The sequence below is a fragment of the Pseudomonas sp. PDM32 genome (assembly GCF_019219225.1).
Taxonomy (GTDB): Bacteria; Pseudomonadota; Gammaproteobacteria; order Pseudomonadales; family Pseudomonadaceae; genus Aquipseudomonas; species Aquipseudomonas laurylsulfatiphila.
The window spans coordinates 63090-86048 of sequence record NZ_JAHUWE010000014.1; the positions used below are offsets into that span (position 1 = coordinate 63090).

A 22959-nucleotide genomic window follows, 5' to 3' on the forward strand; every position below is an offset into this window, starting at 1 on the left:
TGCCGATCGGTCAGGAATTGCACAATCCCTGTGGGAGCGAGCCTGCTCGCGAAGAGGGAGTATCAGTCAGCATCGACTTCGACTGACACATCGCCTTCGCGAGCAGGCTCGCTCCCACAGGAAACTCCGACGCTGCGGTCACAACGCCGAAATTAACTCAAATCGATGACGACTAGCTACAGGACAGCGAACGTGCCTTGTGCTTTTGCGACCAGTTTGTCGCCCTGCATCACATCGGCTTCGACCACCAAGGTGCGGCGACCCGGATGGATCACCCGCGCCGTGCACATCACCTCGCCGTCAGAGACGGCGCGGATGTAGTTGATCTTGCACTCGATGGTCGCGCTCTGCTGGTCAAAGCCGTGGGTGCTGGAACAGGCCAGCCCCATGGCAATGTCCACCAGGCTGAACAAGGCCCCGCCGTGCAGCTTGCCGCCGCGATTGCGCAGTTCGGGCTCCAGCGCCAGGGCGACTTGCGCCACCCCGGTTTCCAGGCTGTGCAAGCGGCAGCCCAACAGCTTGAAAAACGCGCTTTCGGTCAGCCCGGCGGGAATGTCCATCAGCGTTTCTTCAACTGCTTGGCATTGGCGAACAGCGAAGCCATGGCGTTGTTGCTCGGTGCTGCTGCCGTGGTTTCCTTGCGCGGTGCAGTGTTCTGGGATTGGCGTGGCGCCGACCCCGGACGCGCGCCGCGAGCGCCGTCGATTTTCTCGCCCGGGGTGTCGCTCATGCGCATCGACAGGCCCACGCGTTTGCGCGGGATGTCGACTTCCATGACCTTCACTTTCACCACGTCACCGGCCTTCACCGCTTCGCGCGGATCCTTGATGAACTTCTCCGAAAGTGCGGATATATGCACCAAACCGTCCTGATGCACGCCGATATCGACGAAGGCACCGAAGTTGGTCACGTTGGTCACCACGCCTTCGAGGATCATACCCAGTTGCAGGTCCTTGAGGTCTTCGACGCCTTCCTGGAACTCGGCGGTCTTGAACTCGGGACGCGGGTCGCGGCCGGGCTTGTCCAACTCCTGCAGGATGTCGGTGACCGTTGGCAGACCGAAGGTTTCGTCGGTGAATTTTTTCGGGTCCAGGCGCTTGAGGAAGCCACTGTCGCCAATCAGCGAACGAATATCGCGATCGGTCTCGGCGGCGATACGCTGCACGAGCGGATAGGCTTCCGGGTGCACCGCGGAGGCATCCAGGGGATTGTCTCCGTTCATCACGCGCAGGAATCCGGCCGCCTGTTCGAAGGTTTTTTCACCGAGGCGCGCGACTTTCTTCAGCGCTGCGCGGGTCTTGAACGCACCGTGCTCGTCGCGGTGGCTGACGATGTTCTGCGCCAGGGTCGCGTTGAGACCGGAGATGCGCGCCAGCAGCGCCACGGAAGCGGTGTTCACGTCGACGCCGACGGCGTTCACGCAGTCCTCGACCACTGCATCCAGGCCACGGGCCAGTTTCAGCTGCGACACGTCGTGCTGGTATTGGCCGACGCCGATGGATTTCGGATCGATCTTCACCAGCTCGGCCAACGGGTCTTGCAGACGACGGGCAATCGACACGGCGCCACGGATCGACACGTCGAGGTCCGGGAATTCCTTGGAGGCCAGCTCCGACGCCGAGTAAACCGATGCACCGGCCTCGGAGACCATGACTTTGGTCATCTTCATCGCTGGGTATTTTTTGATCAGCTCGGCGGCGAGCTTGTCGGTTTCACGGCTGGCGGTACCGTTGCCGATGGCGATCAGGTCCACCGAGTGCTTGGCGCACAGGGCGGCGAGTACGGCGATGGTTTGGTCCCACTTGTTGTGCGGCACGTGCGGGTAAACCGTGGCGTGATCCAGCAGCTTGCCAGTGGCATCAACCACCGCCACCTTGCAGCCGGTGCGCAGGCCAGGGTCGAGACCCAGCGTGGCGCGCGGGCCGGCCGGGGCCGACAGCAGCAGGTCGTGCAGGTTGTGGGCGAACACGTTGATCGCTTCGGTTTCCGCGCCATCGCGCAGTTCGCCCAGCAGGTCGGTTTCCAGATGGGTGTAGAGCTTGACCTTCCAGGTCCAGCGCACCACTTCGCCCAGCCATTTGTCGGCGGCGCGGTTCTGGTTCTGGATGCCGACATGCTGGCCGATCATGCCTTCGCACGGGTGCATGGTGCCCGGCAGTTCGTCGCCGACTTTCAGCGCGGAACTGAGGATGCCTTCGTTGCGGCCACGGAAAATCGCCAGCGCGCGGTGCGACGGCATGCTTTTCAGTGGTTCGTCGTGCTCGAAGTAGTCGCGGAACTTGGCGCCTTCCTCCTCCTTGCCGGCAATCACGCGGGCACTGAGGGTGGCTTCCTGCTTGAGGTAGTTGCGCAGCTTGTCCAGCAGGCCGGCGTCTTCGGCGAAGCGCTCCATGAGGATGTACTTGGCACCTTCGAGGGCTGCCTTCACATCGGCCACGCCTTTTTCGGCGTCGATGAAACGTGCGGCTTCGGCTTCCGGGCTCAGGGACGGGTCGTTGAACAAGCCGTCGGCCAGTTCGCCGAGGCCGGCTTCCAGGGCGATCTGGCCCTTGGTGCGGCGCTTCTGCTTGTACGGCAGGTACAAGTCTTCGAGACGGGTCTTGGTGTCGGCAAGCTTGATGTCGCGTTCAAGTTGCGGGGTCAGCTTGCCTTGCTCTTCGATGCTGGCAAGGATGCTGATGCGCCGTTCGTCGAGTTCTCGCAGGTAGCGCAGGCGCTCTTCCAGATGACGCAATTGCGTATCGTCGAGGCTGCCGGTCACTTCTTTCCGGTAACGGGCGATGAAGGGAACGGTAGAGCCTTCATCGAGTAGCGCGACGGCCGCTTCGACCTGTTGTGGGCGTACACCGAGTTCCTCGGCGATGCGGCTGTTGATGCTGTCCATAAAACCACCTGACAAATTGTGAAAGCAGGCTCGCAGGCGCGAGGATAAGGGCTCGGCGAGTCTGGTTGAGCGGCCTGGCCTGCGCCGCTACCTGGATCAAAAGGTATCCCGTTGACCCGTGAAATCGAACAATTACTGCCGACGCCATGAAAATAAATGGTGTCTGTCTGTAGTACCTGTCTGATGTTGCCTGACACAAAAGGCCGCGCATTATAACCAGCGTTCTGTCGTTCGGGGGCATCAGGGGTTGCCGGTGCAATGGCCGGTTTTCTGGCGCTAAAGGAAAAATCTGCTAACAATGCACACGGTGCGTATAACGGCAGCTACGCCATAATGCGCGCCGAGATCAAAGGAGCATCCAATGAGCAGCACTGCACAAACTGCTGAAGGCGAGAAAATTCTTATCGTTGACGACGATCCGGGGCTGAGCAGCCTGCTGGAACGTTTTTTCGTCAGCAAGGGCTACCGCGCCCGCGCCGTACCGAACACCGAGCAAATGGATCGCCTGCTGGCGCGCGAAGTGTTCAACCTGGTCGTCCTCGACCTGATGTTGCCCGGTGAAGACGGCCTGACCGCCTGCCGCCGCCTGCGCAACGCGAACAACCAGATTCCAATCATCATGCTCACCGCCAAGGGCGACGAGCTGAGCCGCATCAAGGGCCTGGAACTAGGGGCCGACGATTACTTGGCCAAGCCGTTCAACCCGGATGAGCTGATGGCTCGCGTCAAGGCGGTACTGCGTCGCCAGTCGGCGCCGGTGCCAGGAGCCCCGGGCAGCGAAGACGAAAGCGTGACCTTCGGTGACTACGAGCTGTCCCTGGCTACCCGCGAGCTCAAGCGCGGCGAAGAAGTGCACATGCTCACCACCGGCGAGTTCGCGGTACTCAAGGCCCTGGTGATGAACGCGCGTCAACCGCTGACCCGCGACAAACTGATGAACCTGGCCCGTGGCCGCGAGTGGGATGCCCTGGAGCGTTCCATCGATGTGCAGATCTCCCGTCTGCGCCGGATGATCGAGCCCGATCCGTCCAAACCGCGTTACATCCAGACTGTCTGGGGTGTGGGTTATGTGTTTGTACCGGATGGTACCGCCACCAAGTGATTGGCGATTTGTAGGAGCGGGTCGTGCGGACACCGGATCAATCGATCCTGTCCGCAGACTCGCAAACCGCAATATGCGAGCATCGCTCTCTCCTGCAAGTGTTTAACGGTTATCCATGAAAACCCCCGTTTGGTTCCCCCAGAGCTTCTTCTCCCGCACCCTTTGGCTGGTGCTCATCGTCGTTCTCTTCTCCAAGGCGCTGACCCTGGTTTATCTGCTGATGAACGAAGATGTGCTGGTGGACCGCCAGTACAGCCATGGTGTCGCCCTGACGCTGCGCGCCTATTGGGCCGCCGACGAAGAAAACCGTGACAAGATCGCCGGCGCAGTGCCCTTGATACGGGTGGTGGGGGCCGGGGTGCCGGAGGGCGAGCAACACTGGCCCTACAGTGAGATCTATCAGCGGCAAATGCAGGCTGAGCTGGGGGCTGACACCGAAGTGCGATTGCGCATGCATGCACCGCCGGCGTTATGGGTTCGTGCGCCAAGCCTGGGGGAAGGCTGGCTCAAGGTTCCGCTGTATCCGCACCCACTGCGCGGTCAGAAAATCTGGAACGTGCTTGGCTGGTTCCTCGCTATTGGATTGCTGTCCACTGCGGCGGCATGGATTTTCGTCAGCCAGCTCAACCAGCCGTTAAAGCGCTTGGTGTACGCCGCGCGGCAACTGGGCCAGGGGCGCAGCGTGCGCCTGCCAATCAGCGATACGCCGAGCGAGATGACCGAGGTTTACCGCGCTTTCAACCAGATGGCCGAAGATGTCGAGCAGGCCGGTCGCGAGCGTGAGCTGATGCTGGCCGGGGTTTCCCATGATTTGCGCACGCCCTTGACCCGCTTGCGCCTGTCTCTGGAGTTGATGGGGGATCGCACCGACCTGACCGACGACATGGTGCGCGATATCGAAGACATGGACGCGATTCTCGATCAGTTCCTGGCGTTCATTCGTGACGGGCGCGACGAGTCGGTGGAAGAGGTTGACCTGAGCGACCTGGTCCGGGAAGTCGCTGCGCCCTACAACCAGAATGAAGAGAAAGTGCGGCTGCGCCTGGAGCCGATTCAGCCGTTTCCGTTGCGTCGTGTGTCAATGAAACGACTGTTGAACAACCTGATCGGCAATGCGCTGCATCATGCCGGCAGCGGTGTAGAGGTGGCGGCGTATGTGTCCGGGGACACCAGCGCGCCGTATGTGGTGCTCAGTGTCATGGACCGTGGTGCCGGGATCGATCCGTCGGAACTGGAAGCGATCTTCAATCCGTTCACCCGTGGTGATCGTGCCCGGGGCGGCAAGGGCACCGGGTTGGGGCTGGCGATCGTGAAGCGGATTGCTTCGATGCATGGCGGGAATGTTGAACTGCGTAACCGCTCGGGCGGTGGACTGGAAGCGCGGGTGCGCTTGCCGTTGGGGTTGATGTTGCCGAGGGATGCGGTTTAAGGGCTGAAAAGATCGCAGCCTGCTACGGCAGCTCCTACATGGAAATGCGTACCCTGTAGGAGCTGCCGCAGGCTGCGATCTTTTGCTTTTACCCCTTGCCTTTGGTCCGGGTCATATTCGGCCCGCCATTCTTCTCCAGATGCTCAATGATGATCCCCGCCACATTCTTGCCAGTGGTGGTCTCGATCCCTTCCAGCCCTGGTGACGAGTTCACTTCCATCACCAGCGGTCCGTGATTGGAGCGCAGGATGTCCACACCCGCCACCGCCAGCCCCATGACCTTGGCTGCACGCAACGCCGTCATGCGCTCTTCCGGCGTGATCTTGATCAGGCTCGCGCTGCCGCCGCGATGCAGGTTGGAGCGAAACTCGCCGGGTTTGGCCTGGCGCTTCATCGCCGCAATCACCTTGTCCCCGACGACGAAACAGCGAATGTCCGCACCACCGGCTTCCTTGATGTACTCCTGAACCATGATGTTCTGCTTGAGGCCCATGAACGCCTCGATCACCGATTCAGCGGCAGTCGCGGTTTCGCACAGCACCACGCCGATGCCTTGGGTGCCTTCCAGCACCTTGATCACCAGCGGCGCGCCGTTGACCATTTCGATCAGGTCGGGGATGTCATCGGGGGAGTGGGCAAACCCGGTTACCGGCAAGCCGATCCCGCGACGGGACAGCAATTGCAGCGAACGCAGCTTGTCCCGCGAGCGGGCAATGGCCACCGATTCGTTGAGCGGGAACACCCCCATCATTTCGAACTGGCGCAGCACGGCGCAGCCATAAAAGGTCACGGACGCTCCGATCCGTGGAATCACCGCATCGAAACCTTCCAGCGGCTTGCCGCGGTAGTGGATCTGCGGCTTGTGGCTGGCGATGTTCATGTAGGCGCGCAGGGTGTCGACCACCACCATTTCATGGCCGCGTTCAGTACCGGCTTCAACCAGGCGGCGGGTGGAATACAGACGCGGGTTCCGCGACAGCACAGCGATCTTCATGCAACACCTGTGGAGGAGGTAGATACCGGGAACACCGGCTTGTCTTGTACATACTTGATGCCCGGATTGACCACCAACTGACCGTGGATCAGGGCTTTGGAGCCGAGCAGCAGGCGATAACGCATGGACTTGCGGCAGGCGAGCGTGAACTCGACTCGCCAGACCCGATCACCGAGGGCCAGGGTGGTGCTGATCACGTATCGCACCTGCGCGTGACCGTTTGAGCTTTTAATGGTTTTCATCGTCACCAACGGTGCTTCGCAGCGTCGGTGGCGCAGTTGTACGACGGAGCCCAGGTGGGCGGTAAAACGCACCCACTGCTCACCATCGCGCTCGAAAAGCTCGATGTCGGTGGCGTGGAGGCTTGAGGTGCTGGCACCGGTGTCGATTTTTGCCCGAAGGCCGGCGACTCCCAAATCCGGGAGCGCCACCCACTCGCGCAGACCGACAACGGTCAAATGGTCAAATGTCTTCAAAAGTGCTCAACCGGTAGAAACCGCTCGGGCCGCATGCGGCCGGATTCGCGGTATTCACGCAGAATAATGATTAAAAGGCGACAGATATCTACGGCCCGGATTTCCAGCCTCGCAAGGAGGTTATGGAATGTCAGTATTGTAATCCGAGCCGGTGAAATTCTTGGTACGTCAGAAACGGTAGTACAGTTCACCAATATTTCAGAATGAGGAAATTCCATGGCACAAAAAAACGAAGAGGACGACAAAGTCCGCCTCGATAAATGGCTGTGGGCTGCACGATTCTACAAAACCCGTGCCCTGGCCAAGGCGGCGATTGAAAGCGGCAAGGTGCATTGCCGAGGCGAACGCTGCAAGCCGGGTAAAGAGCCACGGGTCGGCGACGAGTTTGTGATCCGCACCGGTTTCGAAGAGCGCACGGTGGTGGTCCAGGCGTTGTCGATCGTTCGCCGTGGTGCACCGGAGGCGCAGATGCTGTACGCCGAAACGGAAGCCAGCATCGCCAAGCGCGAAAACGCCGCCGCCGAGCGCAAGGCAGGCGCCCTGGGCGTGAGCACCGATGGCAAACCGAGCAAGAAACAGCGACGGGATCTGTTCAAGTTTCGTGGCAGCAGCAACGATGGCTAAAAAGATCGCAGCCTGCGGCAGCTCCTACACGGGCCTGAGCGGACCTCTGTAGGAGCTGCCGAAGGCTGCGATCTTTTCAAAGGCTCTTGCAATTGCCCCGATCAGCAACCATATCGGGTGATTCGCCAGCGGCACATCGAGCGGTCGAACAGCCGCTCGTCGAAAATCACCACAGCCTCTGATCCATAGGCCATAACCAAAAGGCCGGTAGCATCAGCGGGCAAGGATTGCGCATCGCCCCCCTTGCTTGGAGCAAACCGCGGATTGCTCCTAAAATGCCGGACATGACTGAGCTTGCGCACCCAACGGTGCTGCCAACGCGCGATTTTCACCGTTGTAACCCATTGCTACCCATTCAGATACCCAGACTAATGACTGACCTACCGGATAACGACTTCACCCAACGCTTCATCTTCGATGACAGCGACACCCGTGGCGAGCTGGTCTCGCTGGAGCTCAGCTACGCCGAAGTCCTGGCCAAACACGCCTACCCGCAGCCGGTCGCGCAACTGCTCGGCGAGCTGATGGCGGCCGCATCGTTGCTGGTCGGCGCGATGAAGTTCGATGGCTTGCTGATTCTGCAGGCCCGTTCCGAAGGCCCGATCCCGTTGCTGATGATCGAGTGCTCCAGCGAGCGCGACATCCGTGGCCTGGCCCGTTACGAAGCGGACCGTATCGCACCTGACGCGACCCTGGCCGACCTGATGCCGGACGGCGTGCTGGCATTGACCATCGACCCGACTCAGGGCCAGCGTTACCAAGGCATCGTCGACCTCGACGGCGCCACCCTGTCGGAATGCTTCACCAACTATTTCGTCATGTCCCAGCAAGTCGGCACGCGTTTCTGGCTGTACGCCGACGGCCGTCGCGCCCGTGGCCTGTTGCTGCAACAGCTGCCTGCCGACCGATTGAAGGACGAAGACGAGCGCGCCGCCAGCTGGCAGCACCTCACCACCCTGGGCGGCACGCTGACCGCCGATGAACTGCTGGGCCTGGACAACGAAACCGTGTTGCATCGCCTGTACCACGACGAGCAGGTGCGCCTGTTCGATGTGCAGAAGTTGCGCTTCCGTTGCAGCTGCTCGCGCGAACGTTCGGCCAATGCGCTGGTCAGTCTGGGTGTGGAAGATGCGCAGCAATTGGTGGTCGAGCACGGTGGCAACATCGAAATCGATTGCCAGTTCTGTAACCAGCGCTACCTGTTCGATGCCGCCGATGTCACTCAATTGTTCGCCGGCGCGGGTGTCGATACGCCGTCAGATACCCGTCACTAAAACGGTTCAGCGCAGGTAAATTCACTGGCTACCGCCGGATTAACGCCGTTACGACAGGAGGGGCCTACTTTTTTTGGGCTTTTCTGGCATAATCCGGCCCACTTTTTTCGCGGTAGTAGTGCACGACTTTCTACTACAAAAACGTTTGGAGCACTCGGCCACTGGCCGACGGGGAACCTCATGACGCAAGCCAACAATGCCGTGTACACCGATCTGAGTGTTGATGATCTGGTTAAAGAAGCCCTCAATCGCGGTGAAGGCGAGCTTGCCGATACCGGCGCACTGGTTGTTCGTACCGGTCACCGTACCGGCCGTTCGCCAGTTGATCGTTTCATCGTTGATGAGCCGAGCACCACGGGCGCCATCGCCTGGGGCCCGATCAACCGCAAGTTCCCGGCCGACAAGTTCGACGCCCTGTGGGACCGTGTTGAAGCTTTCAACAACGCGCAAGAGCATTTCGTTTCCCACGTGCATGTAGGTGCGGCTTCCGAGCACTACCTGGCCGTGAAGATGACCACCCAGACTGCCTGGCAGAACCTGTTCGGCCGTTGCCTGTTCATCAACCCGGCTCAGTACAACCCGGCGGGTCGTGACGAGTGGCAGGTCCTCAACGTTGCCAACTTCGAATGCGTGCCAGAGCGTGACGGCACCAACTCCGACGGCTGCGTGATCATCAACTTCGCACAGAAGAAAGTGCTGATCGCCGGCATGCGTTACGCCGGTGAGATGAAGAAAGCCATGTTCTCGGTGCAGAACTTCCTGCTGCCGGCTGCCGACGTACTGCCAATGCACTGCGCCGCCAACATCGGCGAGGAAGGCGACGTGACCCTGTTCTTCGGTCTGTCCGGCACCGGCAAGACCACCCTGTCCGCCGACGAAAGCCGTTACCTGATCGGTGACGACGAACACGGCTGGGGCGAAGGCGTGGTGTTCAACATCGAAGGTGGTTGCTATGCCAAGTGCATCGACCTGTCCGAGAAGAACGAGCCGGTTATCTGGAAAGCCATCAAGCACGGCGCGGTATTGGAAAACGTCGTTATCGACGACGCCAAGCACGCCGACTACGCCGATGTCAGCCTGACCCAGAACAGCCGCGCCGCCTACCCGCTGGAGCACGTTGCCAAGCGTTCCGAGAAAAACCTCGGTGGCGAGCCGAACGCTGTGATCTTCCTGACCTGCGACCTGACCGGCGTGCTGCCGCCAGTGTCGATCCTCAACGAAGAACAAGCGGCCTACCACTTCCTGTCCGGCTACACCGCACTGGTGGGCTCGACTGAAATGGGTTCGGGCAGCGGCATCAAGTCGACCTTCTCCACCTGCTTCGGCGCACCGTTCTTCCCGCGTCCGGCCGGCGAATACGCTGAGCTGCTGATCAAGCGCATCCGCGGCTTCGGCTCCAAGGTCTACCTGGTCAACACCGGCTGGACCGGCGGTGGCTATGGCGTCGGCAAACGCTTCAACATCCCGACCACCCGTGCCGTGATCGCAGCGATCCAGAGCGGCGCGCTGATCGGTACCGAGACCGAGCACCTGGACACCGTCAACCTCGACGTGCCAGTGGCTGTACCGGGCGTTGAGACTGGCCTGTTGAATCCACGCAACACCTGGGCCGACAAAGCCGCCTACGACGAAGCCGCCAAAGCACTGGCCGGCCTGTTCATCGAGAACTTCAAGAAGTTCGAAGTGAGCGACGCGATCAAGGCGGCGGGTCCGAAGTTGTAAGTGTTGGATTGAGCTAACGAAAAAGCCGTCCTTCGGGGCGGCTTTTTTGTGCGCAAAATTCAGTTTTCCGCTGGCAAGTCAGAATGCGCCGGGCCGTTACGGGCCCTCGAGCTCATCCGTGTCCCAGCGTTGGGCCTTGATGGCCCGGTAGAGCATGCCGATGGTCAATGGCACCTTATTGCCGCGACCCTTGGCTTTTCGCTTTAGATTCATATCGTGGCCGTCGGGCTGGAAATAGCGATAACTGTCGAAATCCACGAAATCGATGGCGAAGTGGTCTTCCAGGGATTCGATCAGGTGTTGAGCATCGGCACCGTTGCAGCCCAGGTCGAAGTTGATCGAGGTGTTGAAACTGATAGTTTTGCGTTCGGGGAAGCCGAGTTCTTCATGCAGCAGTTGCATGAGTTGCTGCATCAAGTGGTCGTCGGGGAGGTTGGGGGCGAAGTTCATTGCGGGGAGTGCATCCGATGTTGGAGCGGGAAACGGTCAAGTATGTGGAGCATTCAACGGGTCACCAATGCAATGTTCGAAAATAGCTTCAAGACCACGGTAGTCGCAGACCACCGCAGCGATATTCGCGGGTACCCATACAGCGTCTTTTATCAGCCACCAATCTACTGCAAAGCCGGCATTAATGATGATCTGTTCGAATAGGATCCTTTGAGCGCGACCGTTGCCCTCACGAAAAGGGTGAACGACGTTAAGATCACCGTACGATTCAGCAATTCTCTCGACTAGTTCGGTTTTACTGGCTCCGACAAACCACGAAGCACCCTCCATGACGCGAAAAATTTTCTCGGTTTCAGGGGCAATTCGGTCTGCGGTACAAAAAAGTGTGTCGCCTTTGCGGATATTGACAGTTCGCAGCAATCCCGCCCATTCGTAGATATCTGCAAACAAGGTCTTATGAATGTGTTGTAGAAGGCTAAGGTCGTATGGAGGGGGGAGGAGGCGAAAATTGCTGACGGCAATTTCTGAGAGTTCTCGCTCCGCTTTTTGTAGCTGTTCTTCGTCTTGGATATTGAGCAAGTTACGCAGAACGTCGCTACCTGGGTAGCAATAGGGGTCTTGTCCGACCCCATATTTATCCACCATTAACGTGGGTTCTGACGATATTTTTCGAGCACCGACTCCCGCGTCGGCAGTGGTTTTTCTGCGTCTGCACGGGAAGTATTGAAGCCTTCAAGGCGCAAGCTCGCCAGATAGTTTGAACGGCGCACCTTGTCGTAATAATCCTGCTTTTGCTGGAAAGTCAGTTCGCTCATGACATCTGCCTCTTTAGTGCAATGACCCAGTGTAGCTCAAAGGATTTGGTCGATAGACCGTTATTTTTGATGTTTCGCGGGGTTGACCATTTCCATGCACACCATGGGAATAAGGCCGGCGATAACCGCGCATGAACTGCCATTATTCCAGCTGTAATGCGCTTTAACAGCCAGAATAATGCCACTTACCTACTCCTTTTTCATCGCAAGCAAACCGGCACCAATGGGCAGGCGGCTTACTTGCGAGTGCATGGCGTCAGACCGGGGCTTTCCAGTTCAACATTCGTTGCTGGGCAACCTTGAGCAGGTCGCAGCCGTCTTGGGTCAGGAGATAAAGTGCGTGGGTGATGTGGGGAATGTCTTCGACGTCACCGTCCTTGAAGCTTTGGCAGTGCAGGGTTTGGAGGAGCTCGCTGGAAGCTCGGATGCGTTGAAGTGCGGCTTCGAGGATGTCTTGGGGGTTGGCTTCTGTGTCGATGATTAGCGGTGTAGTGTCGGTGAGGTTGGTGTGGAGCGGCAGGTAGCGTTCGTTGGTGAACGGATTCCATTTGTTCATTGTGAGAATTCTCAAGTGCTTTAGAAAAAACCGCCATTATCGTGACCAAGCGATGGGAGGCGGACTGTGTTCGGGTTGGTCAAACCGGTGAGAACTCACATTGCCGGTACGCCCGAAGACGTCCCGAACACAGCCACCATATAGCGTGCAAACACTTGAGGTGTCGCAGCATACATCGGAAGCAAAATGAGTTCCCTATTCGGGTGACCAAACCCGGTCGCTGATTTGGCAGCGACAGCCCGGACTATAGGATTGAGTGGCTGGTCATCGATAGCCGACAAGGTGTCTTGTTTTGTAGGACCTTGCCGAAGCTTTGATAGGGCGTTGCTGACGGGCTTATCTCTTGCGCAATTTTTCGCGTTTGATTGCCATCAAGCGTTTGGCCTCTTCATTTGGAATGCAGGGGCGGGAATCGTCTAGGCCGACTTGTACTTGGGCTTTGAACCATGCGTCGTAGGCTGCTTGTACGAGCGGTTCTTGGGTATCGGGTATTTTGTTTTTCATCTGGCTCACCGCGTTATCGTTCTTCGCGAGCAAGCCCGCTCCCACAGGGAGTTGTGGTGGGACTAGCAACATGTTTCGGCAAACGTTGGCGGGCGATGTCGAGCAGGTCGTTGCCGTCCTGGGTCAGCAGGTACAGGGCGCTGACGATATTGGGGATGTCGCTCGCTTCGGCCTGTTTGAAGCAGGTGCAATAAAGGGTTTCGAGCAGGTCGCTGGCGGCGCGGATGCGTTGTCGGGCGGCGTCGAGGATCTCGTAGGGGTCGGCCTCGGTATCGATGACCAGCACCGGGGTTTCGCTGTAGCGGGTCTTTAGCGGGTGGTAGCGGGTTGTCAGTGAGTCGGGGCTTTTCATTGAGTGCGTCCTGTGCGAAATCGGCAAGTGTTCCCGGCAGGCCGAGACACTGTTTTCAGCCGCGCTGGAAACTATAGGAGGGTATGGCGTTGGGGGACAAGACGGCCGAGATCGACAGGCTTTGTAAGGGTTTTGTCATATTTGGAGGAAGGGGACTACAGGTTGTTGCTGGGTTTTCAACGTGAAATGGCGAGAGGTAAAAATGCTTACAGCGTTATCAGCCGCTTCGCAGTAAATCTCGGTAGAGGGTGCCTCGGACAATGTCGGGTGTTTCGAGTTTTACAATGGCTGTGCTGGCCTCTTCCCAAGCAAGCCCGCTCCCACAAGGGGTCTGAGTCGTGTGGGTGGTTCAGACTGGCGAGGTTATCTCGAGGCTGCCGAACGACCCATACAGACTTACTCGGTCATGACCTCTGGCGCTTGGCGCGAGGCCGCTTCCAGATCCATCAAGCCTCTACCGTACGCTTCACTGTTGGCATAGAGGCCAGTCCGGTTCGCCGTCGCCAGCAGATGCTCGCGCACTTGCTGCGCAGTGAGCTCGGGGTAACGACTTTGCAGTGCCGCCAATGCTCCGCTGACCAGCGCGGCAGCAGGCGAGGTGCCAGCCGTCTGGGTGTAGGTGCCATCCTTGTTGGTGGTCAGCAGGCCTTGCCCTGCACCGGAGTCGCCACCCGGTACAGCAATGCACCAGGCTGCCGCCACGCCACAATAGTTGGATTTGGCATTGATGGCTCTGCCGTCGTTTTTCAACGCAACCACCGCGATCCAGCCTTTTTCCAGTTCGGGTATGGCGACAGGCAAGCCGGGTTCAGCCAAGGGTTCTCGTTTCAGTTCATTGCCGGTAGGAAAAACAAAGACGGCGCCGTCCTCAACCAGTTTGCGCGCGGTCACCAGTGATTGCGGCATGACTTGCTTGTAACGCGCCTCGTTGATTTCGGTCGCAGGAATGGCGTTGGCCCACGAGTTGTTGAGAATGCGCGCGCCCTTGTCGAAACCTGCTTGCCAGGACTGAGCGATTTCACCATCGAAGAAAAAGGGTTCGTTATCGTCGCCGAAGCGATAGGGGATCAGCTGCGCATTGAATGCGACGCCGTGCATGCCCTGATCATCCTTGTTGGCTGCGAGGATGCCGGCCATCTGGGTGCCGTGGCCGACCCGATCAAAAGTGCCGACCTGATTCTCGACATGGTCAAAACCCGGATCACGGAGCCTTCCTCGAAACGCCGGCAGGCCGCTGTTCAGGCCCGAATCGATCAGTGCGACAGCCACACCCTGGCCGGTGCCGCCGCGGGCATACAGACTTGATGCGTTGACAATCGCCAGACCTTTTTGGGCCTGATACTCCGGCGTTTCAAAGGCTGCCGTGTCCAGGGAAGGCTGTTCCGGGACGGTCAGGCATCCGTTCAAAAGAAGGGGGAGTGCGAGCGTGCAGGCAAGCGGAATAAAGTGTCTTTGGGACATGGTCGTTCCTTGATAAAGATCCGCGTATCTCAGGCTTCCTGCATGATGGATACCTGGCGGAAGTTGATGGCGGTAAACCATACCTGTTGACGGAAGGCCGAGATCAGTGGGCAAAGTGCCTCCTGTGTTTCAACCTATGGCCAGGGATCGGTGGGTTGGGACGCTGTATCATCCCGTATCGTTTTCGCCCCCGACCTTTTCTCGACTCGCTGCAATCGCCGGCTAGGCTTTTGATTCCGCAGCGGTCAATGGAGTGACAGCTTATGCACAACACCCTGGAACAGGTTTTCGGTTATCCACAGTTTCGACCCGGTCAGGAGGCGGCCGTCAGTGCCGTGTTGGCCGGGCGTTCGGCGGCGGCGATATTTCCCACCGGTTCCGGCAAGTCCCTTTGTTACCAATTGCCGGCGCTGTTGCTGCCGCACCTGACGCTGGTGGTCTCGCCGTTGCTGGCGTTGATGCAAGATCAACTGGCATTCCTGCAACGCCACGGCATCTCGGCGGGCAGTATCGATTCGGCCCAGAGTCGCGAAGACGCCAGCGACGTCACGGCTCGGGCAAAATCCGGCGAACTGAAGATTCTGATGATCTCGGTGGAACGCCTGAAGAACGAGCGCTTCCGGCATTTTCTGCAGCAAGTACCGATCTCGCTGCTGGTGGTGGACGAGGCGCATTGCATCTCCGAATGGGGGCACAACTTTCGCCCGGACTACCTCAAGCTTCCCGACTATCAACGCCAGTTCAATATCCCTCAGGTGCTGCTGCTGACCGCAACGGCGACACCCAAGGTCATCGCCGACATGCAGGCGAAGTTCGCCATCGCCGCTGACGATGTGGTGACCACCGGTTTCTATCGCCCGAACCTCAATTTGCTGGTAGAGCCGGTTCGTGGAGCGGACAAGCGCAGTCGCCTCGTCGAGTGGATGAGCCAGCGTGCGGACCAGCCCAGCATCGTCTACGTCACCCTGCAGAAAACGGCGGAACACATCGCCGAACACCTGAACCGCAACGGCATTCAGGCCGAGGCTTATCACGCCGGCTTGCCCCATGAACAACGGGAAGCGATCCAGCGTCGCTTCATGGGCGGGCAGTCCAATTGCATCGTCGCCACCATCGCTTTCGGCATGGGCATCGACAAAAGCGACATCCGCAATGTGGTGCATTTCGACCTGCCCAAATCCATCGAAAACTACAGCCAGGAAATCGGCCGTGCCGGGCGTGACGGGCAACCGTCGGACTGCCTGGTATTGGCCAACCGCGACAGCCTCAACGTGCTGGAGAACTTCGTCTACGGCGACACCCCCGAGTTCGATGGCATCCGTTGCGTGCTGGACGAGATGCTTGTCGCAGCACCCGAAGGGCAGTGGGAGTTTCTGCTGGGGCCGTTGGCGGATCAGAGCAATATTCGCCAATTGCCGCTCAAGACTTTGCTGGTGCAACTTGAATTGCGCGGGTTGATCGCCCCGCGTTACGCCTACTACGCCGAGTATCGTTTCAAGTATCTGGAGGAGCCCGAGGCGCTGTTGGCGCGTTTTGAAGGCGAGCGCAGGGATTTTGTCGCTGCGATCATCCAGACCTCCAGCCGCGCCCGGACCTGGGCTACGGTGAATTTCGAGACGTTGCACGAGCAGCATCAGGCCGAGCGCAGTCGGGTGGTCAAGGCGCTGGACTACTTCCAGGAGAAGGGTTGGGTGGAGCTCGAAAGCAAGCAGATGACCGAGGTCTACAGCGTGCTGCAAAGCGGGTTCGACAGCGCCGCGTTGAGCGAAGAGCTGCACCGCTATTTCACTCGGCATGAACACACCGAGATCGCGCGGATTCACGCGATGCTGGATCTGTTCGCCACCGACCGTTGCCTGGGCTATCGCCTGGCCGAGTATTTCGGCGACCACAATGCTCCGCAGCAATGTGGCCATTGTTCGGTGTGTCATGGGCAAGTGGCGCGGCTACCGGCACCACCGGAATTGCCGGCGCTTGTGGATAAAAATTTCGAGGCGTTGTGTGGCGACTTTATCCACAGGCATGAGCAGCACACGGGCAACGTGCCTTCGGCTGAACGCGTGACGCGGTTTCTGTGCGGGATCAGCGTGCCGCTGTTCACCAAACTCAAGGCGCGGGCGATTCGCGGATTTGCGGCGCTGGAAGATTATCCGTACGCCGAGGTACGCGGGTGGGCCGAAGCGCACCTCTAACCCGTAGGAGCTGCCGAAGGCTGCGATCTTTTGATCTTTGACGTGAAGATCAAGATCAAAAGATCGCAGCCTTCGGCAGCTCCTACAGGGCTCATCCATCCGCTGAATGTTGCTCATCACAGGAATAAATTTCAAAAATGTGCAGTCGCTGATTATGGTGATGGCTGTCTTCGGATCGCCAACAAGAGAACAAAACATGAGCCAGACACCGTCGAATATTCAGCGCGCCGCCGTCATCGGCGCGGGCACCATGGGCCGTGGCATTGTCATGTGCCTGGCCAACGCCGGAGTGGCCGTGCAGTGGGTCGACAACAATCCGCAAATGCTGGAACAGGCAATGGCAACCGTGGCGGACACCTATGCCCACAGTGTGCGTCAGGGCCGCATTGTTCAGGCAGAAGCCGACGTCCGTATCGCGCGCGTAACGGCGGCCGATGGTTATGTGGCCATCCGCGATGTGGACCTGGTCATCGAAGCGGTGTACGAAAACCTTGAGCTCAAGCAGAAAATCTTCCGTGAGCTCGATGGCCTGCTCAAACCTGAGGCGATTCTGGCGAGCAATACTTCGGCGCTGGACATCGACGCTATCGCGGCAGTCACACGCCGGCCACAGCAAGTGCTGGGCCTGCATTTCTTCAGCCCGGCGCACATCATGAAGCTGCTGGAAATCGTCCGTGGCGCGCAGACTGCTCCGGCAGTCCTCGACGCGGCGCTGGCGCTCGGCCAGCGCATGGGCAAGGTCAGTGTAGTGGCGGGCAATTGTGACGGTTTCATCGGCAACCGCATGCTCAATACCTATGTGCTCGAGGCGCGGAAAATGCTGCTGGAAGGGGCTTATCCCTACCAGGTGGACGCAGCGCTGCAAGGGTTCGGTTTCGCCATGGGGCCGTTCCGCATGTTCGACGTGGTGGGCGTTGACCTGCAGTGGCGCGCGCGGCAACTGTCCGGTGTCGGGCAGGACGCGCCTGAAGTTCAGGTGGATAACCGACTGTGCGAGATGGAGCGTTTTGGCCAAAAGAGTGGCAACGGTTTTTACCACTATGAACCGGGCAGCCGGCAGGCCGAGCACGATCCGCAGGTCGATGCACTGGTGCTTCAAGTCAGTGAGGAGCTGGGCTTTCAGCGTCGGGAGATCGGCCCAGAGGAGATTCTCGAGCGCTGCTTGCTGGCACTGGTCAACGAAGGCGCGAAGATCCTGCAGGAAGGCATTGCCGGATCGGCTCGGGATATCGATCTGGTCTACCTCAATGGTTACGGTTTCCCGGCGGACAAGGGCGGGCCGATGGCCTGGGCTGATCAGCAAGGGCTGGCGGATATCCATCGGCGCCTGATCGACCTTGAGACGCGTCAAGGCGATCACTGGAACCCGGCGCGGTTGATTGGTGAATTGGCGGTGGCGGGCAAGGGCTTTGCTGACCAGTGATTGGTGTGACGCCTGCAAGGGCGCCTTCGCGAGCAAGCCCGCTCCCACACTGGATATCGGTCGTACACAAAATCTGTGTTCACCGAAGATCAATTGTGGGAGCGAGCCTGCTCGCGAAGAACGATAACGCGGTTTTCGCCTTAGACTTGGTGAACCCATTCCAGGACGCAACGCCAATGCCCCAACGCACCGACTATCCGCACTTCCAGCCCATCACCACCCGCTGGCACGACAACGACGCCTACGGTCACGTCAACAACGTCACCTATTACAGCTTCTTCGATACGGCGGTGAACACTTACCTGATCGAAGTCGGCGGCCTGGATATCCATGACGGTGAGGTGGTGGGGTTCGTGGTGAGTTCCTCCTGTGATTACTTTGCTTCCATCGCGTTCCCGGACCGTATCGAGATCGGTCTACGTGTGGGCAAGTTGGGCAACAGTTCGGTGCAGTATGAACTGGCCGTGTTCAAGCAAGGCGAGGATGAAGCCTGTGCGGCAGGGCGCTTCGTGCATGTGTTTGTCGATCGTGCGTCGAATCAACCCGTGGCGATTCCTGCCGGGTTACGCGGGGCGCTGGAGCGTCTGGTGGTTCAGTAAGGCAAAAAAAATCGCAGCCCTTGGGCTGCGATTTTTGTTGTACTGATCAGCGAGGCGCTCGAGGCCTTAGTCGCGATAGTACTTGTGGTGGTGCTTGCGATGGCCATAGGCATGACCGCGGCCTGGATGGCCGTCACGGTAGTAACGACGATCACCATGGCCGCGATATGAACCACGATCGTCGTCATCATTATCGTACTCTTTGCCCATGTAGTTACCCAGCGCGCCACCGGCGCCGCCGCCTGCTGCGGCACCGATCAGGCTGCCGGTGGTGCCGCCCACGCTGCGGCCGACCACGTTACCGCCCGCTGCACCCAACGCACCGCCAATGGCCGCTTCGCCACGGCTGTGTTTGTTTGCGCCGACGGCACTACCACCCGCGCCGCCCAGGGCTGCGCCGATGGTGGAACCTGTACTGCCGCCTAACGACTGACCGACGACCGAGCCTAGAACCCCGCCCAATGCGCCGCCTACACCGGCTTCGGTGGTGCCGCCAGCAGACGCGATACCGCTGACCAGGCCAAGGGACAACAAGAGAATCGAGGAGAACTTCATGGAGGAACCTCAAGGGGATGACGGCGCGATCCTGAGGCTCTGGAATGGGCGTGACAATCGAAATCCGACGAATAACACGACTTGTATACAATATTGCAAGTTACTGTTTTTTGGGCGGAACTTATCGTTTTTTTGCCGGTCTTTTACTACTTCGCAAAGGCCGTTTTCATGAGGAAACGGCCTTTTTTGTGGGCGATTGAAAAGTGCTGGATCCGGAAAAATTGTTGCTTGATCTACCGTATTCGCGAGCAAGCCCGCTCCCACATTGAATCTCTGCCGTTCACAAAATTTGTGTTCGCTGAAGATCCAATGTGGGAGCGGGCTTGCTCGCGAAGGGGCCGGTTCAGGCGAAGCGTTAAGCAGACCTGGCCATGATCAACCCGGTCTCGCTCGCCGCTTCCAACCGGATTGCCACGAACTTCGATGTCGGGGTATGGCTGCCATCGCCGGTGCTTTCCAGCGGCACCAGCGGATTCACTTCCGGGTAGTACGCCGCCGCTTGCCCGGCCGGGATGTCGAATGCCAGCAGTGTGAAGCCTTTCACCCGACGTTCGACACCATCGTCCCAGAGCGAAACGATGTCAGCCTTCTGCCCCGGTTTGAAGCCCAGGCGAATGATGTCGGCCTCGTTGACGAACAACACGTCGCGTTGTCCCTTCACCCCGCGATAGCGGTCATTCAGGCCGTAGATCGTGGTGTTGTACTGATCGTGGGAGCGCATCGATTGCATGATCAGGTCCGGCAGCACACCGGTGGCGCGGGTGCGTTCGTGCACCAGGTCTTTGGGCAGTGCGTTCGGGCGGAAATTGGCCCGGCCCGAGGCGGTACTCCACTTGCGTGCGCCGGCACTGTTGCCCAGATAGAAACCGCCGGGATTCTTGACCTTCTCGTTGAAGTCCGTGAAACCGGGAATGGTCTCGGCGATCAGGTCGCGGATGCGGTTGTAGTCGGCCACCAGCCAGTTCCAGTCCACCGGGTGGTTGCCCAGGGTCGCCGCTGCAATGCCGGCCAGGATCGCCGGTTCCGAGCGCATCTGGTTCGATAGCGGCTGCAGCTGGCCATTGGAGGCGTGGACCATGCTGAACGAGTCTTCGACGGTTATCGCTTGCGGGCCTTCGTTCTGGATATCGATGTCGGTGCGGCCCAGGCACGGCAGGATCAACGCGTCCTTGCCGTGGGTCAAATGGCTGCGGTTGAGCTTGGTGCTGATCTGCACGGTCAGGTCACAGTTTTGCAAAGCCTGGAACGTGCGCGGGCTGTCCGGCGTGGCCTGGGCGAAGTTGCCGCCCAGGCCGATGAAGACCTTCGCCCGGCCTTCGGCCATGGCATGAATCGCCTCGACCACGTTGTGGCCGTTGTGGCGTGGCACCTTGAACTGGAAGCGGCGCTCCAGGGCATCGAGAAAGGCTGCCGGCGGACGTTCGTTGATGCCCATGGTCCGGTCGCCCTGCACGTTGCTGTGACCCCGCACCGGGCACAGGCCGGCACCCGGGCGGCCAACGTTGCCGCGCAGCAGCATCAGGTTGGCGATTTCCTGGATGGTCGCCACCGAATGGCGATGCTGGGTGATACCCATGGCCCAGCACATGATGACGTTCTTGCCCTTGGCGTACATGCGCGCCGCTTGCTCGATCTCGACCAGGGTCAGGCCGGACTGCTCGACGATCTGCTCCCACGGGGTGTCGTCGATGGCCGCCAGGTATTCCAGCACATTGGCGCTGTGCTCATTGAGGAAGTCATGGTCGAACACCGCGGGTGCGCCGGTTTTCTGTGCGTCGCGTTCCCACAGCAAGAGAAATTTCGCCATGCCGCGCATGATCGCCATGTCACCGCCCAGAGCCGGGCGGAAGAACGCGGTGTTGGTCGGCTTGTCGCCGTTGGTGAGCATTTCGATCGGGTGCTGCGGGTGCTGGAAACGTTCCAGGCCGCGCTCCTTGAGCGGGTTGATGCACACCACTTGCGCACCGCGTTTCACCGCTTCACGCAGCGGTTCGAGCATGCGTGGGTGGTTGGTGCCGGGGTTCTGGCCACAGACGAAAATCGCATCGGCGTGTTCGAAATCGTCGAACGTCACGGTGCCTTTGCCGACGCCGACACTTTGCGACAACGCCACACCGCTGGCCTCATGGCACATGTTCGAGCAGTCAGGGAAGTTGTTGGTGCCGTAGGCGCGCACGAACAGCTGGTACAAATAGGCCGCTTCGTTGCTGGCACGGCCCGAGGTGTAGAACTCGGCCTGGTCCGGGCTGGACAAGCCGTTCAGGTGTTTGGCGATCAGCGCGAAGGCGTCGTCCCAACTGATCGGTTTATAGCGGTCCGTTTCGGCATCGTAGCTCATCGGCTCGGTCAGGCGACCCTGGTATTCGAGCCAGTAGTCGCTCTGCTCCAGCAATGAAGTGACGCTGTGTCTGGCGAAGAATTTGGCGTCGACACGGCGCTTGGTCGCTTCCCAGTTCACCGCCTTGGCGCCGTTCTCGCAGAACATCACCATGCCCTTTTCCGGAGAATCGCCCCAGGCGCAACCCGGGCAGTCGAAGCCGCCGTTCTGGTTGGTCTTGAGCATGATGCGCAGGTTTTTCAGTGCGTTGTCGCTGGTCAGCCAGGCCTGGGCCACACTGATCAGAGCACCCCAGCCACCGGCAGGACCTTTGTAGGGCTTGTAGCGAGGGACGGGGGTCTGGTCGGCTTGACGGTGTTGACTCACGCTTGATTCTCCAACGTTGGGCTGTACACCCGCGGCGCATTCTTCTGTGGCAGATGGATAAGGTTGAGGTTGTGGCGCCGAGCCCATTGCACGGCAAGGCCCGTGGGCGACGACAGGCTGACCAGGGTCTGGATGCCGGCGCGCAGGACTTTCTGGATCAATTCGAGACTGCAGCGGCTGGTGACAATCGCCAGCCCGCCGGCGGTCGGGATGTTCTGGCGGACAAGGCCACCGATCAGCTTGTCGAGGGCGTTGTGTCGGCCGATGTCTTCGCGGCCCATCAGCAACTCGCCCTGATCGTTCATGAACACCGCTGCATGCACCGCACCGCAATGCTGACCCAATGGCTGGAAGGCGCCGATGCGCTGGCGCAGGCCGTCGAGCCATTCAACGGGTGGCAGCGGGGCGCCGGGCAATACCTGAAGGTCGGGCAAGGCCTGTTCGACCGCTTCCACGCCGCACAGCCCGCAACCGCTGGTGCCGGCCAGCTGCCGACGCTGCTGCTTGAGGTTCCAGAAGGCTCGATTGGCGATGGTCACTTGCGCGTATTGCGCCGAGCCCGAGCCGGTCAGTTGCAGGTCGTAGATGTCCGAGGCGTCCTGGATGATGCCGCTGCCCAGGCTGAAGCCGACAATGAAGTCTTCCAGGTCCGTCGGCGTTACCAGCATGACCGCCTGGCTGATGCCGTTATAGGCAATCGCCAACGCGACTTCCTCGGCCAGCGCGGTGCTGTCCGATTCCGAGTATTCAAAGTTGCTGTAGCTGTACGTCTGGCTGGCGGCGGGCGCGGGCGTTTCGAGGGCAGGCGCCGCGCAGGCAGGGCGCTTGGTGTTCATGGCATCA

Annotated in this window: 22 protein-coding genes; 8 read left to right on the top strand and 14 right to left on the bottom strand. The window is 59.6% G+C overall.

Annotated features, from left to right (window positions below):
- Positions 1 to 176 precede the first annotated feature (176 nt).
- Both KW846_RS24395 and KW846_RS24400 read right to left on the bottom strand, forming a co-directional pair.
- Positions 177 to 560 carry a PaaI family thioesterase gene (locus tag KW846_RS24395; RefSeq protein WP_007972875.1) on the bottom strand — a complete coding sequence of 128 codons (384 nt, stop codon included), beginning with the start codon at positions 558 to 560 and terminating at the stop codon, positions 177 to 179.
- Positions 560 to 2884 carry a Tex family protein gene (locus KW846_RS24400; protein ID WP_218485822.1) on the bottom strand — a complete coding sequence of 775 codons (2325 nt, stop codon included), beginning with the start codon at positions 2882 to 2884 and terminating at the stop codon, positions 560 to 562. Before KW846_RS24400 ends, KW846_RS24395 begins: the two co-directional genes overlap by 1 nt.
- A 361-nt stretch (positions 2885 to 3245) precedes the next feature.
- On the opposite strand from KW846_RS24400, the gene ompR reads away from it, so the two are divergent.
- Together ompR and KW846_RS24410 are read left to right on the top strand one after the other, a co-directional pair.
- Positions 3246 to 3986: a two-component system response regulator OmpR gene (gene ompR / locus KW846_RS24405; RefSeq protein ID WP_007972873.1), complete on the top strand. Its 741-nt coding sequence runs from the start codon at positions 3246 to 3248 to the stop codon at positions 3984 to 3986.
- A 115-nt stretch (positions 3987 to 4101) separates the two neighbouring features.
- Entirely contained in the window at positions 4102 to 5415 is a 1314-nt protein-coding gene (locus KW846_RS24410) for an ATP-binding protein (protein WP_218485823.1), read from the top strand.
- Positions 5416 to 5503: 88 nt separating this feature from the next.
- Here KW846_RS24410 and rimK read toward each other — a convergent pair whose 3' ends face one another.
- The gene (gene rimK, locus KW846_RS24415) at positions 5504 to 6409 is read right to left on the bottom strand and encodes a 30S ribosomal protein S6--L-glutamate ligase (protein ID WP_007972871.1); all 906 of its coding nucleotides are present in this window, start codon (positions 6407 to 6409) and stop codon (positions 5504 to 5506) included.
- Positions 6406 to 6867, bottom strand: a complete 462-nt coding sequence (locus tag KW846_RS24420; RefSeq protein WP_172435679.1) for an ATP-dependent zinc protease — start codon at positions 6865 to 6867, stop codon at positions 6406 to 6408. The genes rimK and KW846_RS24420 overlap by 4 nt, the downstream gene beginning before the upstream one ends.
- Before the next feature lie 234 nt (positions 6868 to 7101).
- On the opposite strand from KW846_RS24420, the gene KW846_RS24425 reads away from it, so the two are divergent.
- The 3 genes from KW846_RS24425 to KW846_RS24435 all read left to right on the top strand — a co-directional run bounded on the left by KW846_RS24425 (position 7102) and on the right by KW846_RS24435 (position 10505).
- Entirely contained in the window at positions 7102 to 7509 is a 408-nt protein-coding gene (locus tag KW846_RS24425) for an RNA-binding S4 domain-containing protein (protein WP_007972869.1), read from the top strand.
- Between the two features lie 371 nt (positions 7510 to 7880).
- Positions 7881 to 8783, top strand: coding sequence for an Hsp33 family molecular chaperone HslO (hslO, locus tag KW846_RS24430; RefSeq protein ID WP_218485824.1), 903 nt, complete (start codon positions 7881 to 7883; stop codon positions 8781 to 8783).
- 180 nt (positions 8784 to 8963) lie between these two features.
- Positions 8964 to 10505 carry a phosphoenolpyruvate carboxykinase gene (locus KW846_RS24435; RefSeq protein ID WP_218485825.1) on the top strand — a complete coding sequence of 514 codons (1542 nt, stop codon included), beginning with the start codon at positions 8964 to 8966 and terminating at the stop codon, positions 10503 to 10505.
- A 96-nt stretch (positions 10506 to 10601) separates the two neighbouring features.
- On the opposite strand, the gene KW846_RS24440 is transcribed toward KW846_RS24435, so the two are convergent.
- The 7 genes from KW846_RS24440 to KW846_RS24470 all read right to left on the bottom strand — a co-directional run bounded on the left by KW846_RS24440 (position 10602) and on the right by KW846_RS24470 (position 14643).
- Positions 10602 to 10955 carry a DUF1493 family protein gene (locus tag KW846_RS24440; RefSeq protein WP_218485826.1) on the bottom strand — a complete coding sequence of 118 codons (354 nt, stop codon included), beginning with the start codon at positions 10953 to 10955 and terminating at the stop codon, positions 10602 to 10604.
- A gap of 36 nt (positions 10956 to 10991) precedes the next feature.
- Entirely contained in the window at positions 10992 to 11600 is a 609-nt protein-coding gene (locus KW846_RS24445) for a putative adenosine monophosphate-protein transferase Fic (protein WP_218485827.1), read from the bottom strand.
- Positions 11600 to 11770, bottom strand: coding sequence for a YhfG family protein (locus KW846_RS24450; RefSeq protein WP_095964515.1), 171 nt, complete (start codon positions 11768 to 11770; stop codon positions 11600 to 11602). The genes KW846_RS24445 and KW846_RS24450 overlap by 1 nt, the downstream gene beginning before the upstream one ends.
- Before the next feature lie 256 nt (positions 11771 to 12026).
- A complete protein-coding gene (locus tag KW846_RS24455) occupies positions 12027 to 12326 on the bottom strand; it encodes a hypothetical protein (protein ID WP_095964516.1) in 300 nt (99 codons plus the stop codon).
- A 336-nt stretch (positions 12327 to 12662) separates the two neighbouring features.
- Positions 12663 to 12830, bottom strand: a complete 168-nt coding sequence (locus tag KW846_RS24460) for a hypothetical protein (RefSeq protein WP_256356849.1) — start codon at positions 12828 to 12830, stop codon at positions 12663 to 12665.
- A 13-nt stretch (positions 12831 to 12843) separates the two neighbouring features.
- Positions 12844 to 13182 carry a hypothetical protein gene (locus tag KW846_RS24465; protein WP_218485829.1) on the bottom strand — a complete coding sequence of 113 codons (339 nt, stop codon included), beginning with the start codon at positions 13180 to 13182 and terminating at the stop codon, positions 12844 to 12846.
- A 396-nt stretch (positions 13183 to 13578) separates the two neighbouring features.
- Positions 13579 to 14643 (bottom strand): S8 family peptidase, encoded by a 1065-nt coding sequence (locus tag KW846_RS24470; protein ID WP_218485897.1) that lies wholly within the window; start codon positions 14641 to 14643, stop codon positions 13579 to 13581.
- Between the two features lie 263 nt (positions 14644 to 14906).
- Here KW846_RS24470 and KW846_RS24475 point away from each other — a divergent pair, with 263 nt between their 5' ends.
- The 3 genes from KW846_RS24475 to KW846_RS24485 all read left to right on the top strand — a co-directional run bounded on the left by KW846_RS24475 (position 14907) and on the right by KW846_RS24485 (position 18857).
- On the top strand, positions 14907 to 16835 hold the full coding sequence (locus tag KW846_RS24475) for an ATP-dependent DNA helicase RecQ (protein ID WP_218485830.1): 1929 nt from the start codon (positions 14907 to 14909) through the stop codon (positions 16833 to 16835).
- A gap of 196 nt (positions 16836 to 17031) precedes the next feature.
- Positions 17032 to 18258 (top strand): 3-hydroxyacyl-CoA dehydrogenase, encoded by a 1227-nt coding sequence (locus KW846_RS24480; RefSeq protein ID WP_218485831.1) that lies wholly within the window; start codon positions 17032 to 17034, stop codon positions 18256 to 18258.
- Positions 18259 to 18434: 176 nt separating this feature from the next.
- Positions 18435 to 18857 (top strand): thioesterase family protein, encoded by a 423-nt coding sequence (locus tag KW846_RS24485; protein WP_007972849.1) that lies wholly within the window; start codon positions 18435 to 18437, stop codon positions 18855 to 18857.
- A gap of 66 nt (positions 18858 to 18923) precedes the next feature.
- On the opposite strand, the gene KW846_RS24490 is transcribed toward KW846_RS24485, so the two are convergent.
- The 3 genes from KW846_RS24490 to fdhD form a co-directional block, all read right to left on the bottom strand.
- Complete coding sequence (locus KW846_RS24490) at positions 18924 to 19412, bottom strand: glycine zipper domain-containing protein (protein WP_218485832.1); 489 nt, start codon at positions 19410 to 19412, stop codon at positions 18924 to 18926.
- 355 nt (positions 19413 to 19767) lie between these two features.
- Positions 19768 to 22116, bottom strand: coding sequence for an FdhF/YdeP family oxidoreductase (locus tag KW846_RS24495; RefSeq protein ID WP_218485833.1), 2349 nt, complete (start codon positions 22114 to 22116; stop codon positions 19768 to 19770).
- Positions 22113 to 22952 (bottom strand): formate dehydrogenase accessory sulfurtransferase FdhD, encoded by an 840-nt coding sequence (fdhD, locus tag KW846_RS24500; RefSeq protein ID WP_218485834.1) that lies wholly within the window; start codon positions 22950 to 22952, stop codon positions 22113 to 22115. The genes KW846_RS24495 and fdhD overlap by 4 nt, the downstream gene beginning before the upstream one ends.
- Between the last annotated feature and the right edge of the window lie 7 nt (positions 22953 to 22959).

What these genes read in the sequence shown, in the direction of transcription:
- KW846_RS24480 (WP_218485831.1), top strand. Translation starts at nt 17,032, where the DNA reads ATGAGCCAGACACCGTCGAATATTCAGCGCGCCGCCGTCATCGGCGCG.
- KW846_RS24485 (WP_007972849.1), top strand. Translation starts at nt 18,435, where the DNA reads ATGCCCCAACGCACCGACTATCCGCACTTCCAGCCCATCACCACCCGC.
- KW846_RS24440 (WP_218485826.1), bottom strand. Translation starts at nt 10,955, where the DNA reads ATGAACTTCGCCCCCAACCTCCCCGACGACCACTTGATGCAGCAACTC.
- KW846_RS24435 (WP_218485825.1), top strand. Translation starts at nt 8,964, where the DNA reads ATGACGCAAGCCAACAATGCCGTGTACACCGATCTGAGTGTTGATGAT.
- rimK (WP_007972871.1), bottom strand. Translation starts at nt 6,409, where the DNA reads ATGAAGATCGCTGTGCTGTCGCGGAACCCGCGTCTGTATTCCACCCGC.
- KW846_RS24410 (WP_218485823.1), top strand. Translation starts at nt 4,102, where the DNA reads ATGAAAACCCCCGTTTGGTTCCCCCAGAGCTTCTTCTCCCGCACCCTT.
- KW846_RS24455 (WP_095964516.1), bottom strand. Translation starts at nt 12,326, where the DNA reads ATGAACAAATGGAATCCGTTCACCAACGAACGCTACCTGCCGCTCCAC.
- KW846_RS24395 (WP_007972875.1), bottom strand. Translation starts at nt 560, where the DNA reads ATGGACATTCCCGCCGGGCTGACCGAAAGCGCGTTTTTCAAGCTGTTG.
- KW846_RS24425 (WP_007972869.1), top strand. Translation starts at nt 7,102, where the DNA reads ATGGCACAAAAAAACGAAGAGGACGACAAAGTCCGCCTCGATAAATGG.
- KW846_RS24450 (WP_095964515.1), bottom strand. Translation starts at nt 11,770, where the DNA reads ATGAGCGAACTGACTTTCCAGCAAAAGCAGGATTATTACGACAAGGTG.
- fdhD (WP_218485834.1), bottom strand. Translation starts at nt 22,952, where the DNA reads ATGAACACCAAGCGCCCTGCCTGCGCGGCGCCTGCCCTCGAAACGCCC.
- KW846_RS24475 (WP_218485830.1), top strand. Translation starts at nt 14,907, where the DNA reads ATGCACAACACCCTGGAACAGGTTTTCGGTTATCCACAGTTTCGACCC.
- hslO (WP_218485824.1), top strand. Translation starts at nt 7,881, where the DNA reads ATGACTGACCTACCGGATAACGACTTCACCCAACGCTTCATCTTCGAT.
- KW846_RS24470 (WP_218485897.1), bottom strand. Translation starts at nt 14,643, where the DNA reads ATGTCCCAAAGACACTTTATTCCGCTTGCCTGCACGCTCGCACTCCCC.
- KW846_RS24465 (WP_218485829.1), bottom strand. Translation starts at nt 13,182, where the DNA reads ATGAAAAGCCCCGACTCACTGACAACCCGCTACCACCCGCTAAAGACC.
- KW846_RS24400 (WP_218485822.1), bottom strand. Translation starts at nt 2,884, where the DNA reads ATGGACAGCATCAACAGCCGCATCGCCGAGGAACTCGGTGTACGCCCA.
- ompR (WP_007972873.1), top strand. Translation starts at nt 3,246, where the DNA reads ATGAGCAGCACTGCACAAACTGCTGAAGGCGAGAAAATTCTTATCGTT.
- KW846_RS24445 (WP_218485827.1), bottom strand. Translation starts at nt 11,600, where the DNA reads ATGGTGGATAAATATGGGGTCGGACAAGACCCCTATTGCTACCCAGGT.
- KW846_RS24490 (WP_218485832.1), bottom strand. Translation starts at nt 19,412, where the DNA reads ATGAAGTTCTCCTCGATTCTCTTGTTGTCCCTTGGCCTGGTCAGCGGT.
- KW846_RS24460 (WP_256356849.1), bottom strand. Translation starts at nt 12,830, where the DNA reads ATGAAAAACAAAATACCCGATACCCAAGAACCGCTCGTACAAGCAGCC.